This is a genomic window from Lysinibacillus telephonicus, from assembly GCF_003966145.1.
GTDB lineage: Bacteria > Bacillota > Bacilli > Bacillales_A > Planococcaceae > Ureibacillus > Ureibacillus telephonicus.
Map to the genome: position 1 here is coordinate 52,292 of NZ_RXNR01000015.1, position 14,958 is coordinate 67,249.

Below are 14,958 nucleotides of genomic sequence, written 5' to 3' on the forward strand. Positions count from 1 at the left end.
AAATTTACTCAATGATACAGCATATTATCATTTTTATATAATAATTTAATCAGGAATAAATAGGTTTATGAAAAAGAAAGGACAGCTAACTCCTTTGAATTGAAAACATACTAATTCACCTTAGCTTATCCTGGTAGCATCATTTAATTTTATTACATTAGTTGCCTGTTTAAATTCGACTGATAGAACTACTATATGAATTAAGACAATACCCTTCTAAAATAATAAATTTGCCAAAATCTAAGGCGGCTCACTTTTATGAGCCGCCTTTTACATTTCTATTTAATTATTGTGCTTCAATCTTGTCTGGACTTTTTGCTCGTTTTAAGAAGAATGACAAGATTAAAGCAACAATTGTAATTAAAGTTGCTACTATAAATGATAAGTGGATTCCATCAAGTAATGCTTGCTGTGTGATTTGTGCTTTTAATGTTGCCATTTGTTCTTTTGTCACAGGACCAGTAGCTCCCGCTTGTGCTTCTCTTGCCAATTCTTCGGCAGAAGAAGTTGTGCGTGCATTCATAACAGCTATTAAAATAGCAGTTCCAATTGAACCAGCTACTTGTTGAATCGTATTGTTAGCTGCAGTACCATGTGGATTTAATCGACTTGGTAAAGAGTTTAAACCGTTTGTCATAATTGGCATCATAACTAAAGAGATCCCAACCATTCGAATTGTATAAATAAAGATGATGTAGAAATAAGTTGAATCAATTTGTAACTTTGATAAATAGAAAGTTGAAACGGATGTAATAATAAGTCCAGTCACCGCTAAAATTCTTGGACCAAACTTATCAAACAGTCGTCCTGTTATTGGTGACATGATCGCCATTACGATAGCACCTGGCAACATCATTAATCCAGATTCAAAAGGTTCAATCCCTCTTACATTTTGAACGTAGGCTGGAGTTAAAATCATTCCACCCATCATTGCCATTGCTTGAACTGCACTGATTATGGCCGATAATGAAAATAGTGGAGACTTAAAGATTTCCATATTTAATACAGGTGATTCCAGTTTTATTTGTCGAATTACAAAAGCTACTACACCTATTACCCCGATGATTATCGTTGTAAGAACAATCGGATCAGACCATCCATCGTTACCTGCAGTACTAAAACCATATAAAATCCCACCAAAACCAATAGATGATAAAACTATTGAGAAATAATCTAATGTAACTTTTCGGTTAGGTAGAACATTTTCCAATTTCCAAATACTTAAAAGTAAACTAATTATCGCAATCGGTAAAATCATTTCAAATAAAACGCGCCAGTCATAATGTTCAACGATCCAACCAGATAATGTTGGTCCAATTGCTGGTGCACTTATCATAACTAAACCGAACATCCCCATTGCTGCCCCTCTTTTTTCAACAGGGAAACTTATTAACATAACGTTCATTAAAATAGGTCCCATAACTGAAGAACCTACTGCTTGAATCATACGACCTGTCAATAGTACGGCAAAATTAGGGGCAATTGCGGCACATAATGTCCCTATAGCAAAAATTGTCATCGCAAAGATAAATAACGGTCTTGTCTTAAAACGCGTAATTAAAAACGCAGATGCCGGAATTAAAACTCCACTTACTAACATATACCCTGTAGCAAGCCATTGTATCGTTGCATAAGTAACATCTAAATCTACCATCATTGTTGGTAGAGCAACATTAAGCAACGTGTTATTTAAAAAAGAAACAAAAGCACCCACAAATAAAATAGCAATCATTAAATAAGGGGGCTTTTTCAGCGTCTGTTCAGAATTCATTTTTGTATGTCACTCTCTCTCTTGTATTCATTTCAATCCCCGAAATACATTCTATACCCCTAGTCTATTTTTTTCAATAAAAAAGCAAACATAATTTAAAATGTTGAAATGTAAGTGTTTTCAGACTATACTCGTAGTATAAAAAATAGTCAAAAGGTGAAGATATGAATACGAGGAAACGACAAATCATCCATGCAGCACGTCAACTTTTTATTGAAAAAGGATACAATAATACATTTATAAATGACATTATTTCCGCAGCCAATATTTCAAAAGGTACATTTTATAACCATTTCACTTCTAAAAGCGAGTGCTTAATCGCAATTCTAGAAGAAACGAGAGAAGAGACGATCAGTGCTCGTTATCAAGTTGCAGTTAATAAAGAACTAAATGATAAAACGGTTCTCATAAAGCAAATTTCTTTATTAATTCATGTCAATCGAAAGCGAAATCTAGTACAAATATTTGAAACCCTTGCTGGTAATGCTGATAAAGAAATAAAAGCTTTACTTGAAAAACATATGATTCTTGAATTGGAATGGCTTGCTAGCAGATTTATCGATGTTTATGGAGAAAAAATCCGAGATATCGCCTATGAATGTGCTGTCCAAACAACTGGAATGATTCAACAAACAATACGCACTATTACCATTGCAACAAATCAGTTAGTTTCACCTGAAGCTGTAATAAAATCTGTATTAGACTATATAGATGCTATGATTCCGCGTCTTCTTGAAACAAAAAATTTAACGATAACACCGGATATTATCCAAGCACTACATCTAAAGATTGAAGAACAGCTTGTTACAAAAGAATCGTTAATAGAACAACTGCAAGGATTTATTGAAAAATTGCCAAATGATTTTCCTGAAAATGGCATCGAACTTTCTAATTATTTATTAAAGGAACTACAAAGTACAGAGGAAAAAATATACGTATTAGAAGCAATTTTACTCTCCTTTAGTAAACCATTTAAGAATACACCACATGAGGCAGAAGCAAATGAAATCACTATTGCTTTTTGGCGCTATTTACATATAAAAAAATGTGGGGGTAATAATTAATTTATATTTTCAGTTCCTATTTATAGTTTGGCGATAGTTAATAATTTATTCTTATTTTTTAAAAGAAATTATATAGATTGATTCCAAAAGCTACGTAGAATGATAACCCGTAAAAAATCAGCGTATCAAAAAGAATTAAGTACAACTATTTAAATTGTAGAACCTTAATAAAAAAATTATCCCCAAAGTTTATCGTTTTAACTTTGGGGACTCTCTTTTATATGAAATTTAGTTATTTTTTGTTCCCATCGCTGTTACTGCATTTTCCCTACAACTTTCACTCTTAATCTTGTTGCGTTTTCTGGATGATATGCAAGCGGCGTTTCTTCTACTTCAACTAATTCAATTGTATCTGAAACAGCTCCAGCTAATACAGCTTGCTTCACTGCTTTTTCTTGAGCATCTTTCAATGAAGCTTCACGTGGTTCTTTCGAATAGATATAGATTTGTTCATATTGCCCACTAATTTGAGCAATCGAAGCACCAATTGCATTTGCAACATTACCATTCTCAGCTTTTATAATATTTGATACGCCTCGAATCGTATCCGGAACAATGATACTTCCTCCACCGACTAAAACAAGCTGTACGTCTTCTGAAGAGGTTTTCATTTTATCAATGGCTTGTTCTAATAAAGAGGAGATTTCTACTAAAACTTCTCTAGCAAAGTCTTCTTCTATATGTGCAACAAGACTTTTATCCCCAACATCAGCCAATCCTAATCGAACAGCAATATCTGTTGTAGTGAGAGTTTTTCCTCCAAAGACAAGAGCTTCCTGACCGATTTTGTATCCTACGCTATCAGGCCCAACTGTAATTTTGCCATTGTCTTCTCTTACAATACTTCCTCCACCTAGACCAACAGAAATAATATCCGGCATTCTGAAATTTGTACGGATATCGCCTACTTCAACTGCTACAGATGATTCTCTAGGAAAACCGTCTTGTAAAACCCCAATATCTGAAGTTGTACCACCAACATCAAGAACCATTGTATTCTTAATTTGTGCCAAATAAGAAGCACCACGTATACTATTCGTTGGTCCACACGCAATTGTTAATATAGGAAATTGTCTTGCATAGTCAATTGACATCAATGTTCCGTCATTTTGGCATAAGTATACCTCTACATTGGAAATTCCCTCTTCCTCTAAAGCATGAGCAAAGCCTGTTGTTGTCGTTTCAATTACTTTGCATAATGCAGCATTTAAAATTGTCGCATTTTCACGTTCGATTAAACCAACAGAACCAATTAATGAAGAACAAGAAACTGGAAAATCTTCTCCATAAACTTCTTGTATAATATCGCGAACCTTAAGCTCTTGATCGTTTTTAATAGAGGAAAAAACGCCAACCACAGCAATGGATTCAACTTTATCTTGCCATTTTTCTAGAAGTGTCTTTATCTCAGTCTCGTCGAGTTGTCCCAATAATTGTCCATCATACTCATAACCACCATGCACTAAAGCATAATTCCCAGATAGTTTTCCAACCATATCTGTGGGCCAAGCAGTATACGGTAAGACAGAAGCAGTTGCGGGATATCCTAATCGAATGACGCCAACACGAGCTAACTTTTTGCGTTCTACAATCGCATTTGTACATTGTGTTGTCCCTAACATCGCGTGAGTTATTTTTGTTCTATCGATATTCGCTTCTTTTAATAAATTTCTTAAAGCCTTTTCAATACCTGTTTTAATATCTAAACTTGTTGGCGATTTTACACTATGAATTAAATTACGATTTTCATCTAAAATAATAGCATCTGTATTTGTTCCACCAACATCTATTCCTATTTTATACATGTTTCGCTACCACCTTTTTAACAAGTTCCTCGATTGGAACGTAATCGTAATCATACCCAAAGTATTTCGGACCTGCTGTTTCAATTCCTTTTTTAGTTCTCCATTTTTCATTGGCCGGTAACCCCAACACACGTACTCGTTTCCCATATTTTAAACTTTCAGTAGTTACTGGCAATAAAGTTTCATAGTCAACTAAACATAGTAAATCTGGGGTCATCGCTATAACTTGACCATCTTTTTCTGCTATCAAATTTTCATTTTGAAAATGAACCTTCATATTTTCTTCCTTATTTACCGCAATACCTTCAAGATTCATTTTTCCTAAATTAAATCCACCCTTTGTTTCTCGTATAACATCCACAATCTTCCCTTGGAATAATTCATATCCAGAAACTAACTTTAATAATTCTTCGAGTTTTTCGTTCGGATCTCTATCTTTTGAGGAAATAATTGCTCCAATTTTTTCAGAAAGTGTAATAATATTATGCACACCACTTTTTTTAATTTGAGCACCAGTTGTTGGATACAAACTAACCAATGAACTAGCTCCCATTTCAACAGTAGCTGCTCGAGCTATTCGCTCTGTCCATTTATTATCGATGGTTTCAAAAATACCGATGTTCCCCTTTTCATCAGTTATAGCCATCGGTGTCGCCGGAATCCCATCTAAGTGGAAGGTCACCATTTGCAGTTCAGGAAATGCTCGTCCCATCCCATCACAATCAATGAGAGGCAAATCCAATTGTGCGGCTACCACTATTGGAATCATCGAGTTAACTCCCCCTGCTTCCATCGGGTACGTTCCAGCAATTTTATCTTTTCCTAAATAGTTCGCTAGTTTTTGAAAAACCTTAACAAATTCATCACCGCGGGGAAATTTCTCTACTAATACAGAAGGTGCTCCCATCATAGCGGCTGGAATAAAAAAGTCTCCATCCTCTATTTCATCTACTGAATACAATTTTACTGGTCCATTTTTTTCAATAGCGGAAAGAGCCATTAACTTACCAATATAAGGGTCTCCTCCCCCACCTGTTCCAAGAAAAGCTGCTCCTATAGCAATATTTTCAATCGCTTCTTTATCTAAATATCTCATCTATTTTCCTCCAACATGACAGTGTTTTGTGCTGATATACGATATCCAATAAAATAAATAACAAATGATATAACAATTCCTATTAAAGGTTGATTGGGTACTTGCGGCAAGCTTGGAAATAACGATAAAACTACAGGAGTACTGGCAATAACAGCTCCTACAAGCCAAGAAGCAATACCTAACCGGTTTACACCATCAACTTCTCTCCAGTTATTTTTATCCCCCTTATTCATAACCCAGTAAGAAGCAATCATGACGCCTGCAACTGGTGGAATCATCGCTGATAATATCGACATTATCGGTGTAAAGTAATTTAATATACCTACCACCGCTAACAGAGTACCTACTGTTCCAGCAATTCCAACCGCCATTTTTTCTTTTTTCTTAGAAACGTTAAACACATTAACTAAGGCAATTCCACCCGAGATGGCATTGACTAAATTTGTTTTCCATGTCGCTAAGATTAATACAACACCACCTATAAATGGAGTGGCGATATTCAAAAAGACTGCGGTAATATCACTAGTTTGATAGGCAATCGTTAAAACAGCTCCTGTGCCGATCATAAGTACCCCAGCTGGTATGATGCCAAAGATTGCTGCTTTTAACACATCCGAACGTTTTTTGGAATATTGCGAATAATCACCAGCTATTACCGCCCCTAATGCAAATGAACCGAGTGTTACTGCTAATCCATCCATAAAACTCATATTACCTTTAGGTTTATACTCCTGAATGGTCTGTAAATTATCCCCTGTCAATGTTTGTACTAAACCAATAACACACATTACAACCAATAAAGGAACAGCAATATAACTTAATACACGAAGTACTTTAATTCCGTAGATAGCCGAAATTACCATCACCAACCCACTAAAGAAAGAGGCTAATGGAATAGGCACAATAATATCGTATACTGCTAATAAATTTGCTAATGCCGCCCCACAAACATTTGCTTGAATTCCAAACCAACCTAAGCAGGCAATAGCTAAAATTATTGAAATAATCGTGCGAGAGCCTTTTTTACCAAAAACTTGTCCTGCCACTTGAACTGTTGGCTTTCCTAAGTCAGTACTTTGAATTCCTTGTAAAATCATGAGTATAACGACAACGGCATACCCAATAACAGTTACTAATAATGTTTTTGATAAACTCATTCCGGAAATAAGTGTATTCCCTACTAATAAACTTGGTATCGTTATCATCGCACCAGCCCAAATAATCCCTAAACTATACCAAGACTGATGCTCTCCATCATTTTTCATATTGACCCTCCTTTGTTCTGAACAATTTATTTTTCTATTATAAAAGGAGGCTTAAGAACAAGTCTTTTTCAAAATTGAAAAAAAAATCCGAATTTTTGTTCTTTTAGACAAAAATTCGGATGATTCTAACTATTTATTAATCGGTATATCATACATGCAATATATACATCATAAAATTCGGAATAAACCGTTACATCATTTCCAATAAGTTCACTTATTTTTTTAATCCGATATTTCACTGTATTTTTGTGAATAAATAAAAGCTTCCCACATTCTTCAAAATTCCCATTCGCATCTAGAAGAAACGTCATCAATGTTCTTAAAGATTCTGTATCATTTAGAATTGGGGCAATTACTGATAAACTTTCTTCAATCATTTCTTCCCCTTGTGTACTGAAATCAATCGCACGCTTCATCGACCGAATTTCAGCTGCTGTATACAACTTACGGTCTTTAAAGATCGAATGAACCTTCTTTCCAACATTATTTACTAACTGATACATTCGGCGTACGTCTTGAGTGTTTCTCATTCTAGGAGAATAAGTGATTTCTGATATATGGGAAATAAAATTTGTTGTTTCGATAAACTCACTAGCAATCTCATATTCATTGTATCTATATGAGCAATTTCCTAAAAGAACAATAATACAATGATCGATGGTTTGAATTACTGCCGTTTTATAATATTTCGAAAGATGCTCTTCCAACTCATCTCTAATTGCCTTTTCTTCGGATAAATCATTTATATAAACTAGCCACATTATTTGAATAGCAGAAACATCGATATGAAGTTGATTAGCTAACCTTCGCATTTTTTCACTTTCATCATTAATGATTGCTTTGACTAAAGCATATTCACTCACTTCATCATGCTTATCGCCCCATAAATTAATAGCGACTTGTACAACTTCACTTATTTTTTCAATAGTTTTTCCTGGTAATTTCGTATTTTCTTTAATAAGAAATAAATAAAGCAAATCTCCGTTTTTTTGATGGATCGTCTTATATTCTATAAAACAAGGAATGGTGCTACTTTCTATTTCTTTCTTTTTCTTTCCATCATTCAAATTATATTTTGAAAATTCCTGGACAGCGTTTAAAACATCTAAGGATGAATTTCGGGGCCACATCACTTGATTTACAATTTCAAAGTTTGTATTTGTCAATAGAATATTTGCTTTTAGGCGATCTGATAACAATTTAAGCGTAATCTCCACACTCTGCAAATGTTCTGGAAGCAAAGAAACCTTTTCTAAAGTTTCCTTCACGAAATGATCATTTACTGTTTGATTACTTATAATCGCTTCCATCACTTCATAGATAACTTCATTATAGCGAAGAGAATAATCGTTTTTAGGCATACAAATAATAATAAAGTCTTTAGATTCTGCTAATTGCAAAACCTCTTCTGGTATTTCTGGCAAAACAATTCCCACATAATATAAAATTAAGCCCAATTCCCCTAAATCATGTAGGTGCTGAATGGTTTCACACTGTTTTTCAACACTATCTCTGATTGAGTAAAAGGAGCTTATGACAAGTTCTTCAGCATACCATTCTTCTTGAACCGTTTGGATAATTTGTGAGAAAAAATCTACATTAGAGACTTCCAGTACAGATAAAGATGAGACTGTTCGATTAAGATTATTTTTTCCGGTTAAAACTTCCGCTCCCCTAAAGGACGGCAAGTGCAGCAAATCCTTTACAGTTATCCCATTTTCGTTCACCACTTCTTTTAAATATTGATTTGTTAGATCCAACTATAAATATGGATGTTTTTATATACATACTCGTAAATGCAATATTTTTATATCAAATTATTATTATCATAACATAATTAAAGATTGAATATTTCTACAATAATTTCTATATTCAAATCAAAAAGGCCAACTACCTGCATTAGGTAATTGTCTTGATATTTTTGCTTTTGTTTAATGGGAGTTTGGCATCTTTACTTCTCCTGCCGTCCCCCTTTATTGATGATATACTGGAAAACTACTTCAAGTACTTGTAAACTACTTATAGAAAAATATAGAAAGGTTGAGATGCAAATCAATGGAGATGTTCATAGTGGCAATTTTATTTACTTTAATTTTTGGATCATTTTCTTACTTATTGTTAAAAAATACTGATAGTGTCTTAAAAACGACTTCCTTTTCAAAGAAATTTACCAACAATCCTTTGCTAAAGAAATTCCTCGTGTTTATGGGATGGTGGTTTCTAATTATTGTCGCTGGTGTATGGGTTATAGCCATTATTACTTTGTTCGAATAGGCCTGACATTAACATTTGAGCGTTTTTTTAATTCTGTGGACTAAATCATAATTTAAATAACGCTTATTCTAATTAGAGCTAATACAATTCACCCATTACTCTAGGTTAAGGTATTATGAACAAACTTAGCCTTTTCGATAACCTATACATGTCAATGTACGGCGAAATAAAAAAGAAGTTTCCCCTAGCTCAGTGAACTTAGGAAAACTTCTAAGGTCAAGTTAACTCATATTAGCATCATCTTGTTGCTTTTCTTTATAGTTATCTGTACCTTTATCAAAGTCCTCTGAAAACTCTGCTTGTGTAATTAAATTATCTTTTGGGGTGCGTACAACATGTTCAGTTTCATTTTCAAATAAATGATCCACTAAATATTTATGGTAGTAAAATTCGCCACCTGCAATAAATAATGATGATAATAATGCTGCTGAAAATACTGAAATATCTGGATCAAATAGAAATGCACCTAGTGCCCATATAACTAAGAAGGCGAGTACTAAATCAGCTCCTGCAGCTGAGGCTCCCCCAATTCTAGGTAAGATAAACAAATCTCCAACAAATGCTACGATTGTTAAAACGAAAGTTATAATAAGAATATCTGCTAAAGAAACACCAAAGAATAACCCTAACACTAATAATAAGACCCCAAAAGTCATAGCTAGCTTAATGAAAAAAGCTTTTGTTCTCTTCAAAAAACATCTTCCTTTCTTTTTCTTTAAGCTTTAGGTTTTCCCAATTTATATCCTTCATACGTTTAAGGATTAATTGATGATTTATCAGTGTATTAAAAATTTAAAAATGATAAAAAAGTAAATATAAAAAGCTTCCCAAAAGTCTTTTTAACTTTTGAGAAGCTTCCAAAGCATTTATAACTATCAGTTTATCTCGACAAAAGATAACGAATACTTAACTATTGTTTTATGATTTACTTTGATGTCTTAAAATCATCATTTAAATATCGAGCCAATAATACGGCAAAATCTTGACGTGAAAGATTATTAGTAGGCTTAAAAGTTCCATCTTCATAACCACCAGCTATATTATTTGCTGCTAGTGCGGAAATTTCATCATATGCCCAATACTCTTTTGGGACATCCTTAAATTCGGTTGGATTAGTTCCCTCTAAGTCATAGGCTAATACTAAAATCTTAGCTGCATGTGATCTAGTTAATTTTCCGTTTGGATCGAAGTATTTTTGGCCCTGAGCATTTACGTAACCGTTGATTATACCTAATTCTACAGCTTTAGCAATCTCCTCATATCCATTATCGCCTGGCTTCACATCAATAAATCCTGGATTTGTAACGTTAGAAAAGTCTTTAATTCCCTTTTCTCTTAAAATCATTTTTATAGCTTGTAAACGAGTAATAGGATTGTTTGGTTTAAATGTTCCATCAGCATAACCCTGAATTATGCCTTTATCTGTTAAATACTCAATTTCATCTTCATAAGAATTAACATCTTTAAATTTAGTTTCATCAACTAAATCAACCGCGAAATTAGGCGTTGTTTTTGGCAACGTTCTAGCATTTGTTGCTTGTTCAAATGAATAGGCTAAATCTAATAGAGATTGTTCACTAAATGCTAGCCCGAAGAAAGAAATCCCAACAGGTACCTCTTCCTTCGTAACACCAGCTGGCACAGTAATTTCAGGGAATCCTGTTGCTGAAGCTACATAACTAGCGGCATAAGTATCATATGCTTCACATACATATGTAGGGTCTTCCTGATCAAATCTTGGTGACGCTGGACATGACATCGTTGGAAAAACGATTGCATCCAAATTTTCATTTTCCATAATTGCTTGAATTTCATCACGTACTTTAGGCATTTCGTTTGTTATGATTTGATTGTATTCTGCGCTGTCTTTAAATTCTGCCTGTTCCATCGAAGTTTTAAAACCTTCCACACGCCCTGGATTTACTGGCGTTGCCGAATTTAAAACTTCAGGAGATTCACTAATTTTGATAATTTCTTCTAGTGTTTTTGGCTGACCCTCTGGGAGCTGTGCAAGATATTCTTCTAATTGCACCTTAAAGTCCGCATCATTAATCGGTCCAACAATTGGTGTCCATAAATATTGAGTTAGCTCTGAGAAAGACACCGGAATAGCCTCTGTACCCATTTCTTCCATTTTTGCTATAGCTTCATTCGCAATCGCATCCACTTCTTCGTTGTCGCCAAAAAAGTCAACTGCTACGCCGATTCTTGCGTTTTGTAAAGCAGTGCTATCTAAGGATTTACTATAGTCTTCGACGATGTGTTCCTTTGCAGGCAACGTTTTAGCGTCTTTCTCATCAACCCCAGCCATTACACTCAATACAATCGCTGCATCCTCAACTGATCTTGCTATCGGACCAGTTGTATCAAAAGTTAACGAGGATGGAATTACCCCACTGCGACTTATTAAACCTATCGTCGGTCTTATACCAACTAGACCAGTTACATTCGCTGGACCTCTCACTGAAGCAGATGTATCTGTACCTAATCCAAATACAGCAAAGTTTGCTGTAACTGCCGCTGCCGTTCCGCTACTTGATCCTGAAGCATCTCGGTTAAGATTATAAGGGTTTAAAGTTAAGCCACCCAATGAGCTGTATCCTAATCTGCCATAAGATGCTGCAAACTCTGACATATTTGTTTTAGCTAGGATAATCGCTCCTTCGTCCTTTAGTTTCTGAATAACAAAAGCATCTTCTGTCGGATAAGCATCCTTTAGTGCCACAGAACCCGCAGATGTAGGCATTCCTTTTACGTCAATATTATCCTTCACAACAATCGGAATACCATGAAGAATGCCTCTTGGACCTTTATTTTGTCTTTCTTCATCTAATTGCTTGGCAATCTCAACAGCTTGATCATTAATTGTAATGATTGAGTTAATCGCTGGGCCTTGCTTGTCATATGCCTCTATACGCTCTAGATAATACTCAACCAATTGTTCAGAAGTAATTTGGTTGTTATTTAAAGCATCAGAAATTTCACTAATACTCTTTTCAAATGGATCAAATTCCATTTCTTCTGCAGAAACACTTACTAATGGAAGCGTCGCTATTACAAAAATAAAAGCAATCAGGGTTTTAAGCTGATAAATTGTTTTAAACATAGTGTTTCCTCCCTTTTATAATGATTCGAAATAGTAAACTAATACACTTTTAAATATTCTGGATTATTAAACTAGATGATCTAATCATTAGATCATCTAACAATAAATTAAGTACTGTAAAGTGGATTTTTATAGTTTAAATTGCTGTATAACTTCCTCTAATTCAACTGACATTCTAGCTAACTCTTGAGCTGCTAATGAAACCTCTTCCATTGAGGCACTCATCTGTTGTGATGATGCAGCAACATTTTGTGAATGATCGTTAACCTCTAAACTTGTTTTCGAAACTTCCTCTATATGGGCTACAACTTCCGCTATATGTTTTTTCATGTTGCCCATTGCTACACTAACATCAGATATTCTTGTTGTGACATCAAGTACGGCATCCTTAATTTCTCCGAAGGCTCTTCCACTTTCATTTACAAGTTTCATTCCTTCTTTAGCCGAGTTTGCCCCTTGATTAACAAGACTCATTGAATCTTTAATTCCTTCTTTAATATCATTAATAATTTCATTGATCTGCAATGCTGAATGACTAGATTGCTCTGCAAGGTTTCGTACTTCGTCTGCTACTACCGCAAATCCCTTTCCATGTTCGCCAGCTCTTGCCGCTTCGATTGCAGCATTTAAAGCTAATAAGTTTGTTTGCTCTGAAATTGACTGTATCATCAAACTAATTTGACTAATTTCGTTCGACTTCTCATTTAATAGGCCAATTTTTTCAGCAGAAGAGCTCACATTTTTATCTATTTCACCCATTTGCTTTACAGTTTGATAAACAACATCACTACCTTGTTTAGCAGTTTCTGCTGAAAAATGAACAGACTGACTTACATTGTCCATGCTCATTGACACATCATCAACATGCTTAAACACTTCATTTATAATCCCTACAGCATTCTTCATTGCCACATTTTGTTCTTCTGTTCCAGAGGCGACGCTTTGGATAGAATCAGATATTTGATTCGAGGCTTTTTGATTCTCAATAGAAGATGCTGCCAGTTCCTCAGATGTAGCTGATAATGCCTGAGATTCTAATGAAATCTTTTTAATCATTTCTTTTAAACTATTAGACATAATATTGTAATTCTTACCCATATCTCCAATTTCATCATTTGATTTAATCTCAACTAATTGAGTTAAATCACCTTGAGACATGGCTAATGATACATCACCAATATTTTTGATTCTTCGTGTTATACCTTGACTCACGAAAATAGAAACGATTATAGCTATTACTGCAATAATTCCACCAATAATAGAGATATTTGTGCGGATGGAGTTTGCCGTCGCTAAAAGTTCACTCTTTTCGATGACAGTGATATATTTCCAGCCTTCATTTTTTGATGTGACTGTGTTTAATACATATTCTTTTCCATCAATTATTGCTTCAAATGAACCATCTTTACTTAAATCCTCTAGTTCCGGAACATTCAGTTCGGAAATTGGTTGGAAATTCAGTTCTGGATTCTTTGGATTTGCAAGGATTGTTCCATCCTCTTGCGCTAGAATTACATAACCATTTTCTCCTATGCTGATTTCCTTAATCATATTTGTTAAACCATCTAGACTTACATCCAGACCTAACACACCTATTTCTTTTCCGTCCTTTTCAATCGTAACAACATTACTTACGATAATTCCCTCTATTCCAGTTGCTGCATAGGCGCTTGTTAACTTTACTTTTCCTGGATCTTCAGCTGCTGTCGTATACCAAGGACGATCTCTTGGATCAAAGCCTGCTGGCACAGGACCCTCTGGATATTGGACATAACCTCCATCCGATGTGCCTATATAAACATAAGCTGCATTTGGATGACTCTCACTAAATTGAGAAAACACCTCATATATTGCTCGCTCTTTTTCCCCATTAGTAGAAGGAGTCATGTCAATTGAATCTTCCCCTGCTACATCCATATAGGAGGTAATACTTGAATCAGCATTTATAACAGATGGGTTGGTAGCTAGTAAACTCACGTTTTCCCTAATAGATTCAAAATACATAGAAATTCCATTATCAACCTGTTTAATTTCTCTTTCACTAAAATTGAGATAATCTTTCTCAGTTATTTTGCTAACTGTATTATTTACTAAAAATCCAACAAAGATGATCGGTACTAACGATAGTAATAAAGAATAAATTAAAACTTTTGCTTTAAATGAAAATCTTCTTTTATTCATATTGCCAAACCTTTCTATTGTTTTAGTGAAACTATTAGAATTTCCACATCTTGCACGTCAATAAACTGTTATCATCCCTCTCTAAAACTTTCACTACACAAAGTTATTGCTAAATATTATAAATGTACAAAAGCTTGTTTTATAATTAGCAATCATCTAGCTTATGGAATAAAACTTGCCAAAAAAAAACTACTCTATTTTTCATAGAATAGCCAAAGGATTTAAATTAGTAAGAATCCGTAAATTTGGTAACCAGGCGATCATCGTTTAAATTGCAGGATTTTGATTCATCCTACTAAACCTTAGACCCTAGGCTTTGCGTCCTACCCTTTCGGAATAGTTTGCCTTTATCTTCCATAAATATAAGATTAAACTCATCTCTTATAATAATCGCAT

10 protein-coding genes and 1 riboswitch are annotated in these 14,958 nt (G+C 34.5%); of the genes, 2 read left to right on the forward strand and 8 right to left on the reverse strand.

The features are described 5' to 3' along the window. Positions 1 to 286 precede the first annotated feature (286 nt). A complete protein-coding gene (locus EKG35_RS07245; protein WP_126293775.1) occupies positions 287 to 1,771 on the reverse strand; it encodes a DHA2 family efflux MFS transporter permease subunit in 1,485 nt (494 codons plus the stop codon). A gap of 164 nt (positions 1,772 to 1,935) precedes the next feature. On the opposite strand from EKG35_RS07245, the gene EKG35_RS07250 reads away from it, so the two are divergent. Next, on the forward strand, positions 1,936 to 2,835 hold the full coding sequence (locus tag EKG35_RS07250) for a TetR/AcrR family transcriptional regulator (RefSeq protein WP_126293776.1): 900 nt from the start codon (positions 1,936 to 1,938) through the stop codon (positions 2,833 to 2,835). A gap of 254 nt (positions 2,836 to 3,089) precedes the next feature. Here the strand turns inward: EKG35_RS07250 and EKG35_RS07255 are convergent, their stop codons facing one another. From EKG35_RS07255 to EKG35_RS07270, 4 genes are all read right to left on the reverse strand, one after another. Then, the gene (locus EKG35_RS07255; RefSeq protein WP_126293777.1) at positions 3,090 to 4,640 is read right to left on the reverse strand and encodes a hydantoinase/oxoprolinase N-terminal domain-containing protein; all 1,551 of its coding nucleotides are present in this window, start codon (positions 4,638 to 4,640) and stop codon (positions 3,090 to 3,092) included. Next, positions 4,633 to 5,736: an S-methyl thiohydantoin desulfurase family protein gene (locus tag EKG35_RS07260; RefSeq protein ID WP_126293778.1), complete on the reverse strand. Its 1,104-nt coding sequence runs from the start codon at positions 5,734 to 5,736 to the stop codon at positions 4,633 to 4,635. The genes EKG35_RS07255 and EKG35_RS07260 overlap by 8 nt, the downstream gene beginning before the upstream one ends. After that, complete coding sequence (locus EKG35_RS07265) at positions 5,733 to 7,001, reverse strand: cytosine permease (RefSeq protein ID WP_126293779.1); 1,269 nt, start codon at positions 6,999 to 7,001, stop codon at positions 5,733 to 5,735. The genes EKG35_RS07260 and EKG35_RS07265 overlap by 4 nt, the downstream gene beginning before the upstream one ends. A gap of 125 nt (positions 7,002 to 7,126) precedes the next feature. Continuing rightward, a complete protein-coding gene (locus tag EKG35_RS07270; protein ID WP_246020249.1) occupies positions 7,127 to 8,761 on the reverse strand; it encodes a PucR family transcriptional regulator in 1,635 nt (544 codons plus the stop codon). 310 nt (positions 8,762 to 9,071) lie between these two features. Between EKG35_RS07270 and EKG35_RS20835 the strand changes: the two genes are divergently transcribed. Then, positions 9,072 to 9,275 (forward strand): hypothetical protein, encoded by a 204-nt coding sequence (locus tag EKG35_RS20835; protein ID WP_126293780.1) that lies wholly within the window; start codon positions 9,072 to 9,074, stop codon positions 9,273 to 9,275. A 221-nt stretch (positions 9,276 to 9,496) separates the two neighbouring features. On the opposite strand, the gene EKG35_RS07280 is transcribed toward EKG35_RS20835, so the two are convergent. From EKG35_RS07280 to EKG35_RS07290, 3 genes are all read right to left on the reverse strand, one after another. Continuing rightward, the gene (locus EKG35_RS07280) at positions 9,497 to 9,967 is read right to left on the reverse strand and encodes a DUF2512 family protein (protein ID WP_126293781.1); all 471 of its coding nucleotides are present in this window, start codon (positions 9,965 to 9,967) and stop codon (positions 9,497 to 9,499) included. Positions 9,968 to 10,200: 233 nt separating this feature from the next. Next, entirely contained in the window at positions 10,201 to 12,381 is a 2,181-nt protein-coding gene (locus tag EKG35_RS07285) for an amidase family protein (protein ID WP_126293782.1), read from the reverse strand. Positions 12,382 to 12,510: 129 nt separating this feature from the next. Then, positions 12,511 to 14,562, reverse strand: coding sequence for a methyl-accepting chemotaxis protein (locus EKG35_RS07290; protein WP_126293783.1), 2,052 nt, complete (start codon positions 14,560 to 14,562; stop codon positions 12,511 to 12,513). Between the two features lie 244 nt (positions 14,563 to 14,806). Continuing rightward, a riboswitch (cyclic di-GMP riboswitch) is annotated at positions 14,807 to 14,918 on the reverse strand. Between the last annotated feature and the right edge of the window lie 40 nt (positions 14,919 to 14,958).

Coding starts and splice junctions, on each gene's coding strand:
- EKG35_RS07245 (WP_126293775.1), bottom strand. CDS start 1,771: ATGAATTCTGAACAGACGCTGAAAAAGCCCCCTTATTTAATGATTGCT.
- EKG35_RS07250 (WP_126293776.1), top strand. CDS start 1,936: ATGAATACGAGGAAACGACAAATCATCCATGCAGCACGTCAACTTTTT.
- EKG35_RS07255 (WP_126293777.1), bottom strand. CDS start 4,640: ATGTATAAAATAGGAATAGATGTTGGTGGAACAAATACAGATGCTATT.
- EKG35_RS07260 (WP_126293778.1), bottom strand. CDS start 5,736: ATGAGATATTTAGATAAAGAAGCGATTGAAAATATTGCTATAGGAGCA.
- EKG35_RS07265 (WP_126293779.1), bottom strand. CDS start 7,001: ATGAAAAATGATGGAGAGCATCAGTCTTGGTATAGTTTAGGGATTATT.
- EKG35_RS07285 (WP_126293782.1), bottom strand. CDS start 12,381: ATGTTTAAAACAATTTATCAGCTTAAAACCCTGATTGCTTTTATTTTT.
- EKG35_RS07290 (WP_126293783.1), bottom strand. CDS start 14,562: ATGAATAAAAGAAGATTTTCATTTAAAGCAAAAGTTTTAATTTATTCT.